This is a genomic window from Parvimonas parva, assembly GCF_016552165.1.
GTDB lineage: Bacteria > Bacillota > Clostridia > Tissierellales > Peptoniphilaceae > Parvimonas > Parvimonas parva.
This window is the reverse complement of record NZ_JACVDA010000014.1, coordinates 23012-44849: the sequence shown is the minus strand read 5'-3', so window position 1 is coordinate 44849 and position 21838 is coordinate 23012. Positions and strand designations below refer to the sequence as shown.

At 27.8% G+C, this 21838-nt stretch carries 19 protein-coding genes and 1 other annotated feature (1 of these 20 only partly in view); all 19 genes read right to left on the bottom strand.

All coding sequences use genetic code 11. The features are described from left to right. Positions 1 to 83 precede the first annotated feature (83 nt). The 19 genes from IBJ83_RS05735 to IBJ83_RS05645 all read right to left on the bottom strand — a co-directional run bounded on the left by IBJ83_RS05735 (position 84) and on the right by IBJ83_RS05645 (position 21761). Positions 84 to 1133 carry a BMP family ABC transporter substrate-binding protein gene (locus tag IBJ83_RS05735; RefSeq protein WP_068472206.1) on the bottom strand — a complete coding sequence of 350 codons (1050 nt, stop codon included), beginning with the start codon at positions 1131 to 1133 and terminating at the stop codon, positions 84 to 86. A gap of 70 nt (positions 1134 to 1203) precedes the next feature. Next, positions 1204 to 4560, bottom strand: coding sequence for a penicillin-binding transpeptidase domain-containing protein (locus tag IBJ83_RS05730; protein ID WP_201275716.1), 3357 nt, complete (start codon positions 4558 to 4560; stop codon positions 1204 to 1206). An 11-nt stretch (positions 4561 to 4571) separates the two neighbouring features. Continuing rightward, positions 4572 to 5069 carry a rod shape-determining protein MreD gene (mreD, locus tag IBJ83_RS05725; RefSeq protein WP_201275715.1) on the bottom strand — a complete coding sequence of 166 codons (498 nt, stop codon included), beginning with the start codon at positions 5067 to 5069 and terminating at the stop codon, positions 4572 to 4574. Further along, entirely contained in the window at positions 5062 to 5925 is an 864-nt protein-coding gene (mreC, locus tag IBJ83_RS05720) for a rod shape-determining protein MreC (protein WP_068472200.1), read from the bottom strand. Before mreC ends, mreD begins: the two co-directional genes overlap by 8 nt. Beyond that, a complete protein-coding gene (gene mreB / locus IBJ83_RS05715; RefSeq protein WP_201275714.1) occupies positions 5918 to 6940 on the bottom strand; it encodes a rod shape-determining protein in 1023 nt (340 codons plus the stop codon). Before mreB ends, mreC begins: the two co-directional genes overlap by 8 nt. Before the next feature lie 14 nt (positions 6941 to 6954). Then, positions 6955 to 7827 (bottom strand): RadC family protein, encoded by an 873-nt coding sequence (gene radC, locus IBJ83_RS05710; protein WP_201275713.1) that lies wholly within the window; start codon positions 7825 to 7827, stop codon positions 6955 to 6957. Next, complete coding sequence (locus IBJ83_RS05705) at positions 7817 to 8314, bottom strand: Gx transporter family protein (protein WP_068472194.1); 498 nt, start codon at positions 8312 to 8314, stop codon at positions 7817 to 7819. Before IBJ83_RS05705 ends, radC begins: the two co-directional genes overlap by 11 nt. After that, positions 8314 to 8682 (bottom strand): NusG domain II-containing protein, encoded by a 369-nt coding sequence (locus IBJ83_RS05700; protein ID WP_068472189.1) that lies wholly within the window; start codon positions 8680 to 8682, stop codon positions 8314 to 8316. Before IBJ83_RS05700 ends, IBJ83_RS05705 begins: the two co-directional genes overlap by 1 nt. Before the next feature lie 107 nt (positions 8683 to 8789). After that, positions 8790 to 11204, bottom strand: coding sequence for a U32 family peptidase (locus IBJ83_RS08425; protein WP_231698882.1), 2415 nt, complete (start codon positions 11202 to 11204; stop codon positions 8790 to 8792). A gap of 194 nt (positions 11205 to 11398) precedes the next feature. Then, a complete protein-coding gene (locus tag IBJ83_RS05690) occupies positions 11399 to 12397 on the bottom strand; it encodes an ATP-binding cassette domain-containing protein (protein WP_201275712.1) in 999 nt (332 codons plus the stop codon). Next, complete coding sequence (locus IBJ83_RS05685; RefSeq protein ID WP_068472185.1) at positions 12390 to 13091, bottom strand: GTP-binding protein; 702 nt, start codon at positions 13089 to 13091, stop codon at positions 12390 to 12392. Before IBJ83_RS05685 ends, IBJ83_RS05690 begins: the two co-directional genes overlap by 8 nt. Positions 13092 to 13099: 8 nt before the next feature. Next, positions 13100 to 14317, bottom strand: a complete 1218-nt coding sequence (locus IBJ83_RS05680; protein WP_201275711.1) for an ABC transporter substrate-binding protein — start codon at positions 14315 to 14317, stop codon at positions 13100 to 13102. Between the two features lie 112 nt (positions 14318 to 14429). Next, positions 14430 to 15800 (bottom strand): hypothetical protein, encoded by a 1371-nt coding sequence (locus IBJ83_RS05675; protein ID WP_201275710.1) that lies wholly within the window; start codon positions 15798 to 15800, stop codon positions 14430 to 14432. Between the two features lie 105 nt (positions 15801 to 15905). After that, a complete protein-coding gene (locus IBJ83_RS05670) occupies positions 15906 to 16295 on the bottom strand; it encodes an OsmC family protein (RefSeq protein ID WP_231698881.1) in 390 nt (129 codons plus the stop codon). A gap of 38 nt (positions 16296 to 16333) precedes the next feature. After that, positions 16334 to 17599 (bottom strand): DUF819 family protein, encoded by a 1266-nt coding sequence (locus IBJ83_RS05665; protein ID WP_201275708.1) that lies wholly within the window; start codon positions 17597 to 17599, stop codon positions 16334 to 16336. Between the two features lie 81 nt (positions 17600 to 17680). Continuing rightward, positions 17681 to 18430, bottom strand: coding sequence for a class I SAM-dependent DNA methyltransferase (locus IBJ83_RS05660; RefSeq protein ID WP_201275707.1), 750 nt, complete (start codon positions 18428 to 18430; stop codon positions 17681 to 17683). A 1-nt stretch (position 18431) separates the two neighbouring features. Beyond that, the gene (hpt, locus tag IBJ83_RS05655; protein WP_201275706.1) at positions 18432 to 18953 is read right to left on the bottom strand and encodes a hypoxanthine phosphoribosyltransferase; all 522 of its coding nucleotides are present in this window, start codon (positions 18951 to 18953) and stop codon (positions 18432 to 18434) included. Further along, positions 18931 to 19125 (bottom strand): hypothetical protein, encoded by a 195-nt coding sequence (locus IBJ83_RS05650; RefSeq protein WP_201275705.1) that lies wholly within the window; start codon positions 19123 to 19125, stop codon positions 18931 to 18933. Before IBJ83_RS05650 ends, hpt begins: the two co-directional genes overlap by 23 nt. 8 nt (positions 19126 to 19133) lie before the next feature. After that, positions 19134 to 21761: a valine--tRNA ligase gene (locus tag IBJ83_RS05645; RefSeq protein ID WP_201275704.1), complete on the bottom strand. Its 2628-nt coding sequence runs from the start codon at positions 21759 to 21761 to the stop codon at positions 19134 to 19136. A gap of 71 nt (positions 21762 to 21832) precedes the next feature. After that, positions 21833 to 21838, bottom strand: a binding site (T-box leader) (it continues 178 nt past the right edge of the window).

Sequence of the window (21838 nt, the reverse complement as noted above, 5' to 3'; positions counted from 1 at the left end):
TAATATTAACACAAAAAGGTAAATATCATTTCAAATAAAATTAATTAAAAAAGGAAGCTTTCGCTTCCTTCTAATAAAATCATTTATTTTACTTCTGTTGGTACTGTAACTTTACCTTCAGCAATACTCTTCTTTAATTCTTCAATTTTTTGTTTTAATTCATTAGGAATCTTGATTTTTAATTGGTCTTCTTTTCCGTAAGCAACGTCAACACCATTAGTCTTTAATGAAAATTCGATAGTTTCTCCACCTCTGAATTTTCCTTCAGCTAATTCTTTACCAACACTCTTAATGGCTTCATTTACTTTTTTGATTGTAGAAGCTATAACATATTCAGGAGCTAAGTAAGATTGGTCTCTATCTACACCAAATACGAATTTTTGATTTTCTTTTGCTGATTCAATAACACCATTACCAGTACCACCAGCTGCGTGGAAAATCATATCAACTCCAGATGTGTACATACTGTTAGCAATTGCTTTACCTTTTGTAGCATCTCCGAAACTTTCAGCATATTGAGCAACAACTTCTACTGTTTTTTTGTTATCTTTTGCTGCAAGTTCAACACCTGCTCTAAAACCAGCTTCAAATTTTTTGATTAATGGAGAAGTAACTCCACCAACAAATCCAACTTTGTTTGAAGTAGTTAATGTTCCAGCGATATATCCAACTAAGAATGAGTTTTCATTATCCGCAAAAATTGTTCCGATAAGATTCTTTGGAGTGTTTTCAAAAGCTGAGTCAATAATTACATATTTTTGGTCTGGGTTAGCTTTTGCTGCAGCTTCCATATCTTTTGCTAATGCAAAACCGATACCTGCAATTAAATCATTTTTAGAATCAAGTAAAGTTTCTAAGTTTCCTTTGTAATCAGATGCTTGTTTACTTTCAACATAGCTAATAGTAGCTAATCCTTCTTTTTCTAAATCTTTTAAGCCTTCATAAGCAGATTGGTTGAAAGATTGGTCATTAACACCACCAGTATCAGTTACCATAGCATACTTAATTTTCTTTCCAGTATTTTCTTTCTTTTCTTCTGTTTTTGTTTCTTTTTTTCCTTCAGGTTTAGAAGAACAACCTGTTAAAATCATAGCACCAACTAAAAGCGCTGCGAAAGTCTTTTTGAATTTCATACGAAACCTCCTAAATTATTTAATCTATTACATTATATATCAAAATAATTAAATTTTCAATACTTTTTGGCTAATCTCCAACTAAATTTCCACCATTTCCTGAATTATCATCATTTTTTTTATCAGACTGTAGATTTTCTCCAGATTCTGTTTTATTATCAATATATTGACCAACTATATCTCTAACAATAGGTCCACAAAATGCACCTGCTCCTCCTTGAAAAATTACTGTTGCTATTGCAATTTCAGGATTATTATATGGAGCAAAAGAAACTGTCCAAGCATAGTTATCGTAAAGTTGTCCTGTAACAGGATTGACTCCACTCTTTTGTGCAGTTCCTGTCTTTGTACCAATTTCTATTGGCAATTCTCTAAAAATTTTAGCATTTTCAGAAGTCTTTGATGCCATATTCATTCCTTCTAAAATATATTTTAAATTTCTAGGATTAAAACTTGATTTTTCAGTTTCAGGGTTATTTTGAAATGAAGTTATTTTGTTATCATAGCTAACAATTTTTTCAATTACAGAAGTTTTTAACTTTTGTCCACCATTTGCAATCATCGCCATATATCTTGCCATTTGTATAGGAGTATATGCATTTTGTCCTTGTCCGATTACAGTATTTAGTGAGTCTGCATTAGACCAAGATGCTTGATTTAAATAGTCAAACTTTATCATATCTGCTAAAGATACTTTTGAATTTGCAACAGGTTCTTCAGCATTTAATTGCATTTCTTTTAATCTGTTAATAACCTCTGTTCTTGATGGAACTTTTTCTTCTTCAGTCCAATTTACAATTGTATCAATTATTTTAGCAAAATCATAATCATCTTTATTTTTTCCAGCTAAAATATATTTTTCAATTTCTTTTTCCAATCTTTGTTTAAGCATAATTTTTGTTAAAGATTTTTTTGTATTTGAATCAGGAATAACACCCTTACTTTCTCTTGGAATGTTTATTTCAATTCCAGTTCTTTCTCCAAGTCCTAATTCACTAACAGTTTTAACCAAATCTTCAATCTCAACTTTAACACCCGTCTTCTTATTTGACTTAGGGTCTTTTCCTAAAGCTAAGGCATAAAAATAATAGTTACAACTATCTCTTAAAGCTGTTCTAAGATTTTCATTTCCATGAACTTGTTTATATTGATTCCATATCCAACAACCAAACTTTGTATCACCAACGTCCATTACACCTTGACAATTAATATTTTCACTTGGGTCCAATCCCTTTTCAAGCGCTGACAATGAAGTGGCTAATTTAAAAGTAGAACCTGGTTGTGAAACACTTTGTGTTGCAATATTATACAATGGTCTTGGCGCTAAAAAATCTCTAGGGTCTTCAGGAAATAAACTTATCCAATCACTATTAGAAATCCCTGTTACAAAAAGATTTGGGTCATAAGCAGGATAACTTGCAAGAGCTAAAACTTTTCCAGTCTTAACATCAAGCACAACTACTGCACCACTTGTTGCATTAGGATAGCTTTGATGAGGAGTATAACTTCCCCACTTGCTTTTATATTCACTAGCACCTCTAATTGATTCCAAAGTACGCTTTAAAGATTCTTCTGCAGTTTTTTGTAAATTTAAATCTAAAGATAAATATACATTTTTTCCTGGAACTGCTGAAGTTTCAGAAATAGTTTCTGTTCTATTTCCTCTGTTATCAACCATAACCTTTTTAAAGCCATCTTTTCCTTTTAAAGAAACTTCTTGACTTTCCTCTACTCCTGTCTTACCTATAAAGCTATCAGAAGAATATCCTTTTTCTTTATTATACTTTTCAATTTCATCTTGTTGAGAAATTTTTCCAATATATCCCAATATATGAGACGCTAACTCTCCATTAGGATAATATCTTATCGGTTCCATTGAAACAGTAATACCGTTATTATTTGCAAATTTTTCTTTTATGTTAGATATACAAGGCTCAGATATTCCATAAGTAAGAGTAATTGGAATATATGCCTTATCTCCTTGCAACTCAACCTTTCTACTCAATACCAAATAACTATATGCACTATAATCATTCAATTCTTCTATTGAATAAAGTTTCTTTAAAAGTGTAAATAAACTTTCAGCAGTATAATCATCTTTTATTTGGTATCTATTTTTTATATCTTTTTTGTTAATATTATATACATAATCAAAATCTTTTTTAGTAATAGAAATTTTTAAAATAATATTATTTTCTGTATTTACTTCCTGAGCAACAAATTTTATATCATCGGATAGAACAAAATCATAAAGTAGATTATTTTCTTCTGCAATGGAAATAAGATATGTTAAAGGTTCAACATCTTTATTTCCCTCATTTTTGTAAGAAAATTGAACTTTTTCTCTATCATTTTCATCTTTAACTAAAGTGTATTCAACATTTGCATTAAGTTTTTTTTCTTCTAATTTTTTAAGCAAAATTTCGGCAGGAATTATTTTTTTCCCGTCTTTATCAACTTTTACATAAGACAACAACTTATCCAAAGTAAATTTTCTAACCATATTATAAAAATCATCTTTAGCACTTGTTTCCAATGTAACCTTAGAATTTTGTTTATTTAATTCAGCTTTTATCAATAAAAAGTTATAATTATTCAAGTCTTCTAAAGGACTTAATTCAATATTTCCTAAAAGATTTTTACTTTTCAATTCATCAAAAATCAATTTTCTTGAAAGAGGTTGTTCTAAAATCTTTCTTAGAATTGACTTATCATCTTTTATTAAATCTGCAATATGTGAATATATCCCTTTTGAAAGGTCTTTATCTTTTGCATATTCATCGTATTCTTTTCCTTTAGTAAAAGCAATTTCTCCACTATCAACATCAAAAAAATCACTTGGAACATATATTCCTTTAAGTTGCAAATCTCTTATAACATTTTTTATTATATAGTATGAAAAATTTGAAGAGGAACTTTTTTCTATTTTCAATTTCAAAATATCTTCAACTAATTTATTTTCCATAATTATATCTAAAACTTTTTCTTTTGGAGTTTTTAATTCAGTAAAATAATCAACTTTTGAAGAATATACAAAGTAATTAATCCCTATAAAATAATCATCGGTATCCCAACTTGCGCCATCTTTATTAAGTATAGTTATTAATTCATCAACCTTTTTAATCTTTTCTTCTTTAGTTAATCTATTAAATTCATCTTTTAAAATCTGAACGGCAGGACTTGTCTTAACCCCTGCTAACAAATTTCCATTTTTATCATAAATATTTCCCCTTGGAGCTGTTATTTTAACATCTTTAAGTCTGTTGTTATCAGCCTTATTTCTATAATCATCTCCAGTTATAATTGTTAAATGAAATAATTTTATAACAAGTAATGACATCAAAAGAAATAGAACAGAATAAACTATTTTATATCTTAATTGTCTATCTTTAATTTTTTCTAATTTATTTTTATCAAAAATTTTCATAAACTTACCTACTAAAATCTAAATTTTTTCTTTTTAAACATCTTCTTCAAAGTATAATGACATACCAAGTACAATAAAACATTTAAAATCAATTCAATAATTATCGACCCTTTTAAATACTTTACAAGAGCAGAAGATGATGAACTTTCCAAGAACATATAAATTATTGTATTCATAACCCAATAAAATAAAGTTGCTACAACTGTAATTATAGAGCCGGAACGTATATCTCCTTTGTTTATGGAGTCCTCACTATATCCAACTATAAAACCTATAATGTAGTATATAAGAGCTCTTACACCTATTATTCTTGAAAATAAAATATCTTCAAAAAATCCAAGTACAATTCCGGAATATCCAGCAGAATAAGAACCAAAATTCATAGCTATTGCAACTACAAGAGCCAAACTTAGATTAGCCTTAGAGTTAAATATACTAAAATTAGGTAATATTGCTGTTTGTATCATTATACTTGCAAAAAACATTAACACAACCTTTAATCTATTCATTACTACCACCATTTCCTTTTAATACAAAAACTCTAAATAAAGTTGTAAAATCAACAGGAGATTTAACACTAATTTTCTTTTCAAGATTATTATCTGAAGACTTAACTTCTGTAACCTCTCCTATATATAAATCTCTGGGAAAAATTCCACCTCTACCTGAAGTAACTAACCTATCACCAACAACAACGTCAGCATCAGACTTATACATAAAACCTGAAAGAAGATTGTTTTCTTGTCCACTTATAGCTCCATAAGATTGACTTCTAACTATATTAAATGAAATATTACTTGTAGAGTCAACTAAACTTGAAACCTTGCTCCAATTATATCCAACTTCTATTACCTTACCAACAACAGCTTTAATATAAGTATTTTCTTTATCTCCAGCAGTTCCTTGAACGATAATATCTCCGACTTTTACGCCGTCTTTACTTCCCTTATTTATATTAAATCTTATGAATAAATTATTGTTATCTAATGCAATAACATTAGCACTTATAAGACTTTCCTTATTTTGTAAATATAAATTATATTCATTTTTCAAAAAATCTTCTTTGGCTATTATATTTTCCATATTAATATTTTTTTCTTTAAGTTCTGCATTTTCAATCTTCAATTTTTCATTTTCTTCTCTAATAGATTTAGAGCCGAAAATATTTGTAAAAACTTCTTTAGAACTTGCTATTGAAGAATAAACTAATCTTGAAACAGAACTTGTAACTGTTCCAATTGCATTTTCTCCAATATTCATAATAGAAGAAGTAGCACTGAAAAAAATTATAGAACTTAAAATTATAACAGTCATAAAAAAAGAAATTTTCTTTTTACGGGACTTAATATTTCTAAATCTATTCATTATTCTTTCTCCTATTGTTTTTAATCTTAATCTTATTAATCAATTTACTAGCACCTTCGCATGTGCAAGTTAATGGATTTTCAACAACATTTACAGCTATCCCTATTTCATTTTCCAAATATTCAACACAACCGTTAATCTTAGAACAGCCCCCTGTTAAAAAGATTCCATTTCTTAAAATATTACCTGTCATTGAAGGTGGTGTCTTTTCTAATATTACTTTTATTGCATCTGTAACTGCATTAAAAAGCGGGAATAGTGATGAAGTTATATCTTTTCCATAGATTATTGCATTTCTAGGCATACCACTATTTATATCTCTACCAAATATAGAAAGATTATTTGTGATATTACTTGTAATAAATGATGCCAAATTTATTTTTATATATTCTGCCGTTTCCTTGTCAATCATCAAATCATATTTGTTTTTAACGATATTTACAATATCATAATCAATTGAATCTCCACCAATATCAACAAATTTAGAGGCAACAACTCCTCCAAGACTTACCAAAGAAACATCAACAGTTCCCCCACCGATATTAACTACAATACTACCTGAAGGCTCCAAAACAGGAAGTCCCATTCCAACAGCTGATGCAACTGCAGTTGCTATAAATTCAACACTTCTCGCTCCGGAATAAATTACACAATCTTCTATCGCTCTTTTATCCACTTCGGAAATTCCACTTGATATTGTAATATAAACCTTAGGATTAAAAATTGAAAAACTTGATTTTGCTTTTTTAAATAAATTTGTCAACATTACCTGAGCAATTTCAAAATTTATAATTTTACCTCCCTTTATAGGTGCCAATGTTATTATATTATCTGGAGTTTTTCCCTCCATACTTTTTGCTTTTTCTCCAACGGCAACAATCTCATAATTATTTAAATCAACTGCAACAACAGAAGGCTCAATAATCTTACCGTCTTTTTTATTTGAGTATATTAAAGTATTAGACGTTCCTAAATCTAAGGCTAAATCTTCCCCAAAAATCCACGAAAAACTCATTTTTTCTACCTCTCTTAATTCATTATTCCTTTTTCTCTTAAACTAATATATTTATTGTATCCAATTATAATATGGTCTAACAATTTTATTCCAACTAAATTTCCAACTTCTTGTAATCTTTTAGTAATTTCTATATCCTGCATACTTGGTGTCGGGTCTCCACTTGGATGATTGTGCAAACAAATAATACTATTTGCACTATATTTTAAAGCATATTTAAAAACTTCTCTAGGATGAACGATAGATGAATTTAAATCACCTTTTGAAATTTCGTCCCAAGAAATTATTTTATTCTTTGTATCCAACAGAAGAACATAAAAATGCTCCTTCATTTCATCTCTTAATATATTCATAAAAATATCTGCAACACTCTTAGGTGATCCGACTGAAAAATTATCAACACACTCTCTAATATTTATTCTCTTAGAAAGCTCCAATGCAGAAATTATTGAACAAGCTTTAGATAATCCGATACCTTCTATTTCCATCAAATCATCTATTGCAATTTCACTTATCCTATGAAATTTACTCATATATTGCCACAATTTTTTTGAAAGTGTTAAAACATCTTCGTTTCTTGAACCACTTCCAAGTAAAATTGCTATAAGCTCATATTCACTCAATTTATCAGCACCAAATTTGTATAACTTTTCTCTGGGCTTATCATTATCATTTAAATCTTTTATTGAAGTAGTAAATATTTCAACATCTCTATATCCAATATTTTTTACACTATTTACTTCTTTTATCGTTTTATCTTCTAAAGATATATTTTCTTCTATAGATTTTTTTTCAAAGATTTTATTATTTTCAACATTATCATTATAATTTTTATCTAAATAAATCTGTAATTCTTTTAAAAAATCATCATAATCATTATTTGACATAATTACCTCTTAAAATTTTATACATATAATTAGCAAGAATACCAACTAAAATTCCTGTAAATATCCCTATTATTCCTAAAAACGGAATAAAATTAACTAAAGTTTTTGTATTTAAAAGTATCATTGAAATTAATATTTGAACCATTATATGAGAAACTGACCCTAAAACACTAACTCCCACTAAACTTAAAAATTTACTACAAAACTTATTTACTATATACATAACAACTATACTGGCAAACCCTGCTGAAAAATTATATATAAAACTTATTGGATTTCCTAGAATAATTACCAGTAAAATCGCCTTTAAAAATGAAATAAAAAATGTTTCTTTAAAACCAAAAATTAAAATCGCATTTATGATTATAACATTTGATAAACCCAATCGAACATTAGGAATAGGTATTGGAATATAATATTCTAAAAGAGATACAATTAAAGCAACAGAAACAAATAACGAAATCAACATAGTCTTTTTAGCACTCATTAGTTTACCACGTCCAAATCATTATTTTGTCTTGATTTTATCTGTATAACAAGTCTATTTGGCATACAGATAATAGCTTGTCCAACTTTACTAATTTTTCCAAACTTAACATCAAGTTTATCAGGACAGCTTGCCTCAATAACCCTGACTCCGTCTTTATCAACTTCTAAAATATTAAGTCCAAAAGACGTTCTTATCGGATAAATATTTTTTTTATTTCCAAAAGTTATTTGCTTAATCTCTTCTCCATTCACTTGAACACTTATATATTTATCTTCTGTCGATACAAAACTCTTGTTTATATAAACAAAAGAAAAACAAAAAATAACAAGTAAAGTAAATATTAAAATAAAATCTCCCTTTTTCATACACACTTCTCCATTTTTATTCAACTTTAATTTTATCAAAAAATTATTTATTTTTCAATGTTTTATAAATTTTTTCAAAAAAATAAAGCCCTAAGGCTTTATAAAAATTAATTAACTGAAGTAATGAAATGTCCCTTAAAGGCATTTGGAGAATTTATTCTATTTGAATTTTTTAGATAATCAATACATTCTTTTAAAATTTCATAAACCGTTTCGCTATCTTCATAAGTAAAATCAAGTCTTACCCTATCAATACCCAAGTCAAAAATCTCTTTCATATCTTCTCTCAAATCAAGAGGAATGTGATTTCTTATTTCCGTTCTACAAAAAATATCTTGAAAAAGTCTAAATTCTCTATTTTCCATATCTTTCAAAGCATAATCACTTCTTGCACATTCAGCACAACGTCTATCTTTATGGCAATCTTTTGTCAAAACTCCCATTGCACAATATTCTGTAAGCATTGACCTTGTATGTCCATATACAATCATATCTATGTTAATATTTTTTTCTTTTAAGTTTTCAACTAAATTTTTTATTTCAAATTTATTTATCTCCTGAGAAATGGTTATATCCTCTGCATTAAAATATTTTTCAAAAAATCTTACAGAATAAGAGTTATATATATTAAAATATGTATCTATATTAAATTTTTCAGTACCAAAATTTGATTCAAAAAAGTTTTTTGAACCCCAAGTTGATATTTGAACTTTTTTCAAAATTTCCCTATTTATTTTCGATAAATATTTTTTTACAGTATCATACTCTTCATTTCTGATGACACCTAAAGCACTATAAATTAAATCTATACCTTTACTTTTTAGTCTATCATAATACTTTTCAATCAAACTAAAATCTTCGGTATAAATTTCTTTTACATATTCTAATATGCTACAATCTTCTAAAAGATTATCAATCTGAGAATTTTTATGCACCTTTAAAGTAATTTTTCCATTATCAACTTTTTTTGTTTTTGAAGATGATAAATCATTAGAGGAACATATAATTCTTTCTTTTGAAAAATCTAATTTTTCTTTTTCATATTTTTCTATTGCACATCTTCTAAGATTATTCAAAACGGAAACAGGAACAAAAGCATTTTCATCGACAAAAACATTTTTGAAAATAAAATTAAAAGGAGTTTTGCCAGTTTTAGATAATTTTTCCAAAACACTTTTAATTTCAATTTTTTTATTATTTGACTTTTCGATTATTTCATCAGAATAAACTTCAAAATTTTCTAAAGTAAATTTTGCTTTTTCTCCAACAGAAATAAAAATTTCACAATTTAAGTCAATTTTTTTATTCTCGATTCCTTCTCTAAAAGATTTATTAGCATCATCAACCAATGACTTGTCGGAAGTTTTATAAACTATTGTCTTAGGCTTTACACTTTTAATAAAATCAATTTCTATAATATCTCCGGAAACTCCAAAGTCAAAAATTTCTCCATTTTTGATTATTCTACCAATATTTCCTCCACCTAAATTGATTCCATCTCCCTTAGACAATTTACTACATAATTTTATTTTTAATTTATTTTTCTTTTGATTGAAACTTAAAACCTCTCCAACCTTTACACCTATATTATTGGGTTTATCTAAATTAATTATATCCGAGCCATTTTTACTCATAAGATAACCTGAAGTGAATTTTCTATTAAAAATAGCCTCTAAATCATCTTTTAATTCTTTTTTGTTCGTTGTAACTTTATTTTCAATGTAATTATCTATTGCTTTTCTATATCTTGAAGTAACAACTGCAACATATTCAGGTCTTTTCATTCTTCCTTCAATCTTTAAAGACTTAACACCTGTATCCAAAATTTTTTCGATATTATCAATACTGCACAAATCTTTTGGACTTAAAAGATAATTTCCATTTACATCAATAATTTTTCCAGTTGTTTTATTTATTAACTTGTAGCTTTGCCTACAAGGTTGAGCACAACGTCCTCTATTTCCTGAACGTTCCCCAAGCATAGAACTCATAAGGCATTGTCCTGAGTAACTGACACAAATTGCCCCATGAATGAAAACTTCAATATCTATATCTACATTATCACAAATTTCCTTAATTTCTTCTACACTTAACTCTCTTGCAACAACAACTCTATCAAAACCTACTTTTTTCAATTCTAAAACATCATTTAAAGAATGAGTGGATATTTGAGTTGATGCGTGAAATTCCATATTTGGATAACGACTTCTTAAAAGACTTGCCATTCCAATATCAGAAAGAATTATTGCACTAACTCCAATTTTATATAAAAAATCTGTATAAAAAATTAATTCTTCAATTTCACTTTCCTTTACAGAAGTATTAACCGTAACAAAAATATTTACATTTCTAAGACTTGCATATCTTACAGCCTCTATCAATTCATCATTATCAAAATTTGTTGCAGAGGCTCTTGCCCCAAAACTGCTACCACCTAAGTAAATAGCATCTGCACCATTTTGAATTCCTGCTTTCAAAGCCTCCATAGACCCGGCAGGAGACAAAAGTTCAAATTTTTGCATAAATTCTCCTTAAACATAGGACCTCCACCCTTCCACGATGCTTTGCATCGGGTGGGTGCCCGGAAACCTTGTTATTTCATAATAAGAACTCCACCCTTCCACGATGCTTTGCATCGGGTGGGTGCCCGGAAACCTTGTTGTTTCACAATAACAAAGGCTACCGAAGTAGCCTACTTAATATATTTATTATATCATTATATTTCAAAATTGTCTAATGAATTACCATATCTTAATTCTTTTCTTAAGTCTTGCATAACATTATCCATTTTTTCAAGTTCAATAAGTAATTGTTTTTCTTTTTCTGTTGTTTCATGAATCGCAACTATTGCTCCATTATTTATTACAATTCTCTTATCGGCAATTAATGCAAGTATAGGGTCATGTGTTGCCATTAAAACTATTTTATTTTCACTAACCAACAAATCTAATGCTTTTTTTCTGTCGATACCAGCATTTTCGATTTCATCAATCAAAACAATTGGTGATGAGCTTAAAATTGCAGTATCAGCAATCATAAGCGCTCTTGATTGTCCACCACTCAAAGAGGTAATCGGCGTTGAAAGGTCAAATTTTTCTCCTGCAAGTTTATTTGCCTCTGTAATTATTTTATTTATAACTTCTTCTTCATTTTCAACCATTCTGCTCTTTGCATGAAGTTCTATAAATTCATAAGCAGTTAAGTCCATAACAAAATTCATATTTTGAGAAAGTTGTGAAACTAATTTGTTATTTGCGCTTAATCTCCATTTTTTATCTGCATCTTTTCCATTAATTAAAATTTTTCTATTTGTTGGAGTATCCCTATCTGCGACCCATTCAATATCCCCTAAAAGTCTTGACTTTCCACTTCCGGTAGGTCCCACGATTGAAATTATTTCAGACTTATTTACTTGTAGTTCATCGTAATTTTCTTTATTGCCAAATTTATCTGTCCCTGCAAGTAAAGTTATCGAATTAACTTCATTATCTTCAACTCCAAGGAAATTTTTCATCTGCTCAATATAAATTTCTAAAGATTCACAAAGCAAATTTTCATCTATTGCAAGCTCCTCTTTTTCTTCTTCTGAAAAAGAATTTAAAAATTCTACAAAAGATAAATCAAAAACATTTGAAATATCAAAATTATTTTCTTCAAAAAACACTTCAGCAAAAGGATATTTTTCAATTAATTTACCAATTTTTAAATTACGCATTTTTATCCTCCAACTTCATCTTTTTAATATTTCCCATTTGATATTTTGCTCCTATTTTCTTTTCTCCTAAACAATAAGAACAAAGAGCTGTCGGCATAGCAAATTTTAATTCCATACCATTTACCGTATTGATTGATTTACTTTCATCATATAACAATGTACTTAACTCAAAAGTTCCCTGTCCTGTAAGTCCGTTTATATTCATTACAATGGCGCTTGGATTAACAGATGCAACTCTTGAAGAAAAAACTTCTCTTTCAGCTTGTGAAACAATATCCCCCTTTGTAATAACTACATAATCTGCACTTTTTAACATCGGCCCTATCTTTTTAGGTGTATTTATTCCTGATAAATTATCTATAACACATACAGCTTTTATATCTTTAATGTAGGGAGAACATCTATTACAAAGTCCTGCTGACTCTGTAATTAAAATATCCAATTCATTATTAACGCCCCATTGAACAACCTCTTCTATGTTTGAAACAAAGAAATGGTCAGGACACAAAGCACCGGATAATCCCTTTCTAACTAAAATATTATTTTTTTTATATATTAAATCATCATCTGTATATAAACAGTCAAACTTTACAACTCCCGCTTTAATACCTCTTTTTTTCAAATTTTCAATTGTCTTAACTATAACACTGGTCTTTCCTGATGAAGGAGGACCGGAAACTACTACCAAATTCATATAAACCTCTATTTTAAAATTTCTTCATTAAAAATCTTTTCTGATTCTTTCATAACCTTCACTATATCATTGTTATGGATATAGTCCCAACCACAGAACATAAATTTAAAATTTTCATCTAACATATTGTCAACACCAAAAATTGTTGTAGGGAATTTTCCATTTGAAGAAAGTAATTTTCCAACATTTTCATCTCTAAAAAATTCAACAACTTTTTGTGCTTTTTCGTTATCTTTCTTAGCCATTACAAATATCGGACTGATAATTGAACCATCTTTTGGCCATACAACTTTAAGAGCTGAACTTCTTGATACCATTTGCGTAAAGAAATATGGAGTTATACTAACTATCGGATTATTTTTTGAATCTCCTTTTTTCTTAACCATTTCAGCAGGGTGTAAACTTTTTTTATAAACTCTGGCAAGAGCCTTTATTCCTTCAACTCCCCATTTTGAATAAATTGTTACAACTAATGCATTAAACATATCTAAATCAGCTAAAGGAATTGCAACACTATCTGTATAATCTCCACTAAAAAGTAAATTTTCCCAAGAAGTTGGAACTTCTTTACCATTTAAATTATTTTCGTTTACTAAAAATACACAAGGCACTACTCCAACAATATTGTAAATATTTTTAGGGTCTCTCAAACAAATTTCTTCATTATCAAAATCTTTATTCATTTTCTTATTTTCAATATAAAATTTTTCTTCTTCAAAAAATTTACCGAATTTCTCTTTATCGAAGAATAATTCAAAACCGGCTGAAATCATAATATCAGAAACTTTATCAATATCGCCTGAATTAATATCATTTTCAATCCAATCAACACCTAAATTAGCAGATTTTAATTCATAACCTATATTTATTCCTTTAGTTTTTTCTTCCTCAACAAATTTGTCAAAAGCCTCTAAAATAGGAATTTTCAACGGACAAGGTAAAACCCCTTTAACAATGACATCACCTGTAATTTCTTTTTCTTCTTCTAAAGATTTGTCAACTGAAGTATGCTCATCATTTAAAAATAAATCTAATTTTTCTTCAAAAGCAGATTTATTTATTCCTCTAACCTTTAAAGCCATATTTAAAGAAACCATTTTTCCCATTGTTTTCAACATTTTTTCATTTTTTAATTGGTCAAAACCATTATTTATAAAAAACTGTAAAAGTTTTTCATTTCCATTTAAAATATTATATAATTTATCATCAAAATTTATTTTACTCATAATTACCTCCTAACAATATATTAATTTTATAATAATTTTCAAAATATTTCTGTTGCAAATGCAATAAAATAAAAGAAAAAGAAAAAACTAGAATAAAATTCTAGTTTAGTTTCTATCTTCTTATATTTATTTTTTTACCTTTAAAGTAAACATTTTTTAAATACAAAACTCCTACAACTTCAGCAATACCTAACACAATAAGCGCATAATTAGTATAAGATTTTGCCTCTTTTTTACTAATTCCTTTAACATAGCTTTCTTTATGAACTAAATTTGTTATAAGCTCAACAGGTGCTTTTGTTAATGTAATCTCTGAACCGTTTTTAGTATTTTTATACTTTGTATTTGAATTTATAATAAATTTATAATCATCATTTCCAACAAATGTATATTTAAAATTTTTAAAATTATCAAAAGTTGAAAAAGGAGATGCTTCTAAATTTAATTTCATAATATTCACATCATTTACAGTAGTAAGAGTTGCAGAAATTGGATAATTAATATTTAACTTTTTCTCAACTTTCGGCTCAATAGGAAATTCAAAAGTCGCAACAATTTGTTTATCAGAAGACGGCTTTAAAATTCCTAAAGTATCATAACCACTTCCACCCAAAATTTTATCAAAATTTTCAACAAAGATTTCATATAAATTATCTTCAGAAAATCTTTGACGAACATTTTCAGGAACTTCACCTAAAAATATATTTTTCAAAAAGTCCTTAACATTGACTGACGATTTTTCAATATTTTCTTTATATCCTGAATTTATTTCCTTTTCGCCTAAAAATATTTTAGTCGTTATATTTACATCATCACCTATTGTATATAAAATAGGTGTTTTACTTTTTCCACTTAGTTCATGAGTTAATACTATGGTCTTATTATTTTTATTTTCATCAATTTTTATATCTTTACCACCTGACAAAAATAACTTTGTCTTATCTATGGAATATTTTATAGTAATTTCATATTTTAAATTGTCAACCTTATCTGCCTCTAAGTTAAATTTTCTAAGAGTTCCAACATCTTCTTTTTTAAAATTAACCGGTTCATAAATTGGTGAGTCAATATTTGAAATAATTTCTTTATAAAACTCACTTCCCGTAGGAGATTTAAACTTATCATTTAAAAACTTAAATGAATATGGAACATCTGCCCCGTCCAATTTAATTGAAAAATTACTCAACTTTTCAATACTACTACTAAAAGTTATTCCCATTTTTAAAGTAGAATTTCCCTTGTTTGTACTCTTTAAATTATAATTAGCTTTATACATTCCGTCTATTTTATTTTCATTAGCCGTTGATTTTGAAAAATCTATCGTAGATTCTCCGGTTAATTCTAAGTTTTTTGTATCGGATAAATTAAAAGGTTCATATATTCTATAATTATCTGTCAAATTATTTTCTTCTGCTCTAACCTTATATGTACTTCCAAGCAAAAAACTACATAATGTTAATGTGAGTAAAAATTTATTTTTCATAATTTCCTCCAGTGTATATATAAATCATTATATCATTTTGTGATATTATTGTAAAGTTTTTACACACAAAAAAATCACAGACATTTTATCTGTGATTTTTAAACATTATTTTAATTCTATTGTATATGTTTGTTTAATATTACTATCTACTGCAATATTAACCGTACAGAACTTACTAGCAAGTTCAATTACTTTATTAATTTCCTCTACACTTGCTTTTGTCTTTAAAGAATATTTTGTTCTTATTTCTGAATACTCTTGATTTTTAAATGGAGTATCACCAATATTATCTGTATTTATCACATCAGCCTCAACTTCTATGCTCAAATCTTCAAAATCAATTTTATAATATTTTGCAGATTTTGAAAAAGTTAAAACCTTACAACCTGCAAGAGCACCCATAAACATAGCACCCGGAGTCATATATCCGGAATTTACTTCTTTACATTTTGTACTATGAGTTACAATCTCTTGTCCGTTGTTAGATAAAATCATTTCTCCATTTTTTTCAAGTTTTATACTACAAATCATAATTAGAATAATTTTAATATATTACCGATAAATACTCCATAGTAGTTACCAATAACATATCCTAAAATACCAACTAACATTGCAGGTACAACTAATTGATTCCAACCTCTTGCGATTGCAAGTGCAGCAGCAGTTGTTGGTCCACCTATATTAGCATTTGAAGCAATACAAACTTCTTCGATTGAATATCTGAAAATCTTACCAAAAATAAATGAAATAATCATATTTATAACTACGATAATAACGCAGAATACTAATAACCATGGAGCTTTCTTTAAGATAATTTCAATTGATGCAGGTGCCCCAATTGCTCCAAAGAAAATGTGAATTAAGAATGTTCCTATTTCTTCAGCTCCGGAAACTTTAGTTAAAAACTTAGTATAAGTTGCTAAAATAACTGTAATTGTAGTCATTAATAAATATTTACTTCCTAACAAACCAAAGAATAAATCCATAAAGAATTTCATGGCTGTTCCCATTTCTTTAGTATCAGGTTTAAAACTTGAAATATAATTACCTAATTCTGTTGAAATTGCAACGATTACAAATGCAATAGAAATAACTTTGGCAACATCTAATAAAGAAACGTCTTTTTTAGCCCAGAATTGAGCAGCTTTATTTTCACCAGCAGTACCTAATTTTTCCATTTCATCTTCATAAGGGTGAGAATAATGTTTTCTAAAGAATTTCATTGTAGGAATAATTGTTAAACTTACAAAGTAAATTCCCATAAACAAGTTATCAGCTACAACTGCAGAACCTAATAAACCTTTATCATCTAGTGGGAATGCATCTGCCATAGCAGTTAAATTAAGACTTCCTCCTGTATAAGTACCAACCATCATTGCACTTAATTTATAAAGTTCAGGAATAAAATTCCTTAATAAGAAAAACGCAACGAATGCACCAGCGATTGTACCAAGACCACTAAGTAAATAAATTCCTAATACTTTACCAGATTCTTTCCAAACCTTCTTTAAATCGGCTTTGAAAAGCAACATAGGAATAGCAAGTGGAACTACCCAACCCCATACTATATCATATGCCTTTGTGTCTTCTGCCGGAATAATTTTCGCATTTGATAAAACCATTGTAAAAGCTAAAGCTAAAATACAACCTGTGATTTTACCTGCCCAGCTATAAGTTTGTTCAAGATAAATACTGAATGCTGCTATTGCACATAGAATAGCTAATAATACTAAAGTGTTATCTATCTTGATAAGTGACCAATATTTTTGTTTTGCCACTTCTTGAGCGAATAAACTCATAAAAAATACCTCCTTAAAAATATATGGAATGCTTTTCACATTCTTCTACATTATATACCTATTTGTTTTATTTGTCAAATCTTACTTTTTAACATTATCTTTCAATTTTAAGACATATAATATTCTATATGAAGTTTTACGTATATCTTTAAAAGTTTCAAAGTCAATAATTTCTAAAATTTCATATCCACATTTTTCAATTAATTCAGATATATCATTTTCCGAGTGTATATATTGTCTTTGCCTTTCTGTTATTCTTTCATAAGTATTTTTTTCGTTTTTTACAAAAAAGTCTATTTCAAAGTCTATATATTTTTTATATAAATAATTTCTCCAAGTATAAAAAACATTATCTTCTTCAACAACAAAAGTATTATCTGCTAAATATTCTTTTAGTTTGTATTCTGAATTTACATCAAACATTAAAATTGAATCTTCAGTCATTTGTTTTTTAGAATTTTGTAAAAACATTTCAATTTCATCTAAAGATTTTATATAATTTAAAACATCAAAAAAGCAACATATCAAATCATATTTTTTATTTGATACAAAAGTTCTAATATCTCCTTTTAAAATATTAACATTTTCATAATCAACCAATTTGTCATAAGCAATAGATAACATATTGTCAGAAATATCAAATCCGTCAACGGAGATTTTTTTTTCTAAAAATTTTTCAGTTAAATTTCCACTACCCATTCCACATTCTAAAATATTTTTCACTTTTACATTATGCTTATCACATATTTGGATAACATTAGAGGCAAGTAGATTGTAATCCACTTGCCTTTTCATAAGTTCATCATAAATATAAGAAAATTTATCGTACATATTAGTCCTCATAAGAAAAAATGTATGGAATATTTCTATACTTATCTCCGTAATTAAGTCCATATCCAACTATAAACCAATCTTCGATTTCATATCCAAAATAATCAGGTACTATATCTACTTCCCTTCTGCAAGGTTTGTCCAACATAACACAAGTTTTAACACTATTCGGTTTTTTAGTCAAAATATATTCCCTAACATTTTTTAAAGTATTTCCTGAATCCATAATATCATCTACAAGAAGGACATCTTTTCCTTCAATATTCTCTCTAATATCTGAAATAATATTAACTGTACCACTTGAAATTTCGGAATTTTCATAAGAAGAAGTTGTTAGAAAATCAACCACAATAGGTCTATCTATCTCTCTAACTAAATCTGCAAGAAATACAAAACTACCTCTTAAAAGTCCAATAGCAACAAGTTCTTTTCCCTCATAGTCTTTTGTAATTTGTTTTCCAAGTTCTTTTACTTTACTTGCAATTTCTTCTCTTGTAAATCTAGTAACCTCTCTTTTGTTCATCAAAATAGTCCTCCTTTGGAATTTTTTTATTATTTTTTTCAAATTCGAGTTTTTTCTTTTCAGAGTCTTTAATTTCTTTTAAAATTATTAATATTTTATTTAAAGTGTATTGAATACTAACGAGTATTACAATCAAAAATGTCATAAATATAACATTAAAATCTATATTCATAAAATCACCTAATTATTCTTTATTTTTTCAATACTTGATTTTATTTCATCATATATATTTTGATACTTTTTAAGTTTTTCCTTTTCTTCATTTACAACTTTTTCAGGAGCATTATTTACAAATTTTTCATTTGAAAGTTTAGAAGATGCTCTTTTTATTTCAGATTCATATTTTTGTAAATCAGCATTTAGTTTTTCCAATTCTTTTTCATAATCTACAAGCCCGTCTAAAGGAATATAAATCTTTTGATTATTACAAATTACAACCATAGAGTTTGCAATTTCTTCATCTTTATCCATTACTATAACTTTAGAACAAGATGCTAAAAATCTATATAAATGTTCTAAAGAATTAGTGTATTCTTTAGTAAGTTCATTACTTGAAACAAAATATAAATCAGATTTCTTTGAAGGTGGAATGTTCTTTTCACTTCTCTTATTTCTAATTGCAGTAACAGTTTCGATTAAATTTTCAATTTCTGTTTCTTCTTGTATAAACATACTATTTTCATCATATACAGGGAAACTTGCATTGATTAATTTTTCATTTACATTAGGAATAAAAGAGTAAATTTCTTCTGTAATGAATGGCATAAATGGATGTAATAATTTTAAAATATTACTTAAAACATATACTAAAACTGATTTAGCAACAAGTTTTTTATCAACATTATCTCCATATAATCTAGTCTTAGAAAATTCAATATACCAATCACAGAATTCATTCCATATAAAATCGTAAATTTTAGCTGATGCCAACCCAAATTCAAATTTTTCAAGATTTTCAGTTAGTTCTTTAACAGCTCTATTTAATCTTGTTAAAATCCATTTATCTTCAATTTCTAATTTTTCAAAATCAATACTGTATTCTTCATCATCATTTAGATTCATAAGAACAAATCTTGATGCATTCCAAAGTTTATTAGCAAAATTTCTATTAGCCTCAACTCTCTTTTCGTAGAATCTCATATCATTACCCGGAGTATTACCACCAACCAATGTAAATCTTAAAGCGTCAGCACCATATTTATCAATTATTTCAAGTGGGTCAATTCCATTACCTAAAGACTTGCTCATCTTTCTTCCAAGCTCATCTCTAATCAATCCTGTGAAATACACATTTTCAAATGGAACTTCATCAAGATTATATAAACTTGAGAACACCATTCTAATAACCCAGAAGAATAAAATATCATAACCGGTAACTAAAGTATTTGTTGGGAAGAAATATTTTAAGTCCTCAGTTTCATTAGGCCAACCCAAAGTTGAAAATGGCCATAACGCTGATGAAAACCAAGTATCTAAAGTATCTTCATCTCTAACAAAAGTTTTTCCTTCTTCTTTCGGTTCAGTTCTACTTACAACAACATCTCCACTTTCCTTGCAATAATACACAGGAAGTCTATGTCCCCACCACAATTGACGAGAAATACACCAATCTTTGATATTATCTAACCAATTTATATAAACTTTTCCAAATCTCTCAGGAATTATATTTAATTTTCCGTCTAAATATGCTTGTTTAGCTGGCTTTGCCAATTCTTCCATTTTGACAAACCATTGCTTTGAGATAATCGGTTCAATAGTAGTTTTACATCTTTCACAATGCCCAACAGCATGATTATGTGGCTCTATTTTAATTAAATATCCTTGTTCTTCAAGTTCTTTTACAATTTCTTTTCTTGCAAGCTTTCTTTCCATACCGGAAAATTTCCCAAAACCTTGAGCAATCTTTCCGTCATAGTCCATTATAAGTTTTTGTCCTAAATTATGCCTACTACCAACTTCAAAGTCATTAGGGTCATGAGAAGGAGTAATCTTTACACAACCAGTTCCAAATTCCATATCAACATATTCATCTGCAATCAAAGGAATTTCTATATTTAAAATAGGTAAAATTAAAGTCTTACCAACTTTATCCTTATATCTTTCATCATCAGGATGAACTGCAACAGCAAGGTCTCCAAGCATAGTTTCAGGTCTTGTAGTAGCAATAGTTAAATATTCATCACTATCCTTAAAGAAATATTTAATATGATAAAAATGTCCATCTTCATCAACATGTTCAACCTCAGCATCTGAAATGGCAGTTCCACAATTACAACACCAGTTTACAATTCTATCTCCTCTATAAATCAATCCTGCATCATACATTTTTATAAAAACTTCTTCAACAGCCTTTGATAAATTATCATCTAGAGTGAATGCATCTCTTGACCAATCACAAGAAACACCTAAAGTTTTTAATTGGTTCTTAATATTTCCACCATATTTTTCAGTCCAATCCCAAGCCTCTTTTAAGAAACCATCTCTTCCTAATTTTTCTTTGGAATTTCCATCTTTTTTAATTTTTTCAACAACTTTTGCCTCAGTTGAAATAGACGCATGGTCAGTTCCCGGAACCCAAAGTGATTCATATCCACTCATTCTCTTCCAACGAATCAAAATATCTTGAATAGTATTGTTAAGAGCATGCCCTAAATGTAAATTTCCAGTTACATTTGGAGGTGGCATAACAATAGTATATGGTTTTTTATCAGGATTTACTTTTGCAGTAAAATCTTCATCTTTTATCCAATTATCATAAATTTTCTTTTCAAAATCTTTTGGATTATAAGTTTTTTCTAAATTTTTCATAAAACCTCCTAAAAATAATGTAAAAATTAAATATATCTAAGCAATTTAATTATAAAAAAACTTCGTCCAACATATAG

Excerpts from the sequence above, each read along its gene's own strand:
- IBJ83_RS05735 (WP_068472206.1), bottom strand. The coding sequence starts at position 1,133 with ATGAAATTCAAAAAGACTTTCGCAGCGCTTTTAGTTGGTGCTATGATT.
- IBJ83_RS05730 (WP_201275716.1), bottom strand. The coding sequence starts at position 4,560 with ATGAAAATTTTTGATAAAAATAAATTAGAAAAAATTAAAGATAGACAA.
- mreD (WP_201275715.1), bottom strand. The coding sequence starts at position 5,069 with ATGAATAGATTAAAGGTTGTGTTAATGTTTTTTGCAAGTATAATGATA.
- mreC (WP_068472200.1), bottom strand. The coding sequence starts at position 5,925 with ATGAATAGATTTAGAAATATTAAGTCCCGTAAAAAGAAAATTTCTTTT.
- mreB (WP_201275714.1), bottom strand. The coding sequence starts at position 6,940 with ATGAGTTTTTCGTGGATTTTTGGGGAAGATTTAGCCTTAGATTTAGGA.
- radC (WP_201275713.1), bottom strand. The coding sequence starts at position 7,827 with ATGTCAAATAATGATTATGATGATTTTTTAAAAGAATTACAGATTTAT.
- IBJ83_RS05705 (WP_068472194.1), bottom strand. The coding sequence starts at position 8,314 with ATGAGTGCTAAAAAGACTATGTTGATTTCGTTATTTGTTTCTGTTGCT.
- IBJ83_RS05700 (WP_068472189.1), bottom strand. The coding sequence starts at position 8,682 with ATGAAAAAGGGAGATTTTATTTTAATATTTACTTTACTTGTTATTTTT.
- IBJ83_RS08425 (WP_231698882.1), bottom strand. The coding sequence starts at position 11,204 with ATGCAAAAATTTGAACTTTTGTCTCCTGCCGGGTCTATGGAGGCTTTG.
- IBJ83_RS05690 (WP_201275712.1), bottom strand. The coding sequence starts at position 12,397 with ATGCGTAATTTAAAAATTGGTAAATTAATTGAAAAATATCCTTTTGCT.
- IBJ83_RS05685 (WP_068472185.1), bottom strand. The coding sequence starts at position 13,091 with ATGAATTTGGTAGTAGTTTCCGGTCCTCCTTCATCAGGAAAGACCAGT.
- IBJ83_RS05680 (WP_201275711.1), bottom strand. The coding sequence starts at position 14,317 with ATGAGTAAAATAAATTTTGATGATAAATTATATAATATTTTAAATGGA.
- IBJ83_RS05675 (WP_201275710.1), bottom strand. The coding sequence starts at position 15,800 with ATGAAAAATAAATTTTTACTCACATTAACATTATGTAGTTTTTTGCTT.
- IBJ83_RS05670 (WP_231698881.1), bottom strand. The coding sequence starts at position 16,295 with ATGATTTTATCTAACAACGGACAAGAGATTGTAACTCATAGTACAAAA.
- IBJ83_RS05665 (WP_201275708.1), bottom strand. The coding sequence starts at position 17,599 with ATGAGTTTATTCGCTCAAGAAGTGGCAAAACAAAAATATTGGTCACTT.
- IBJ83_RS05660 (WP_201275707.1), bottom strand. The coding sequence starts at position 18,430 with ATGTACGATAAATTTTCTTATATTTATGATGAACTTATGAAAAGGCAA.
- hpt (WP_201275706.1), bottom strand. The coding sequence starts at position 18,953 with ATGAACAAAAGAGAGGTTACTAGATTTACAAGAGAAGAAATTGCAAGT.
- IBJ83_RS05650 (WP_201275705.1), bottom strand. The coding sequence starts at position 19,125 with ATGAATATAGATTTTAATGTTATATTTATGACATTTTTGATTGTAATA.
- IBJ83_RS05645 (WP_201275704.1), bottom strand. The coding sequence starts at position 21,761 with ATGAAAAATTTAGAAAAAACTTATAATCCAAAAGATTTTGAAAAGAAA.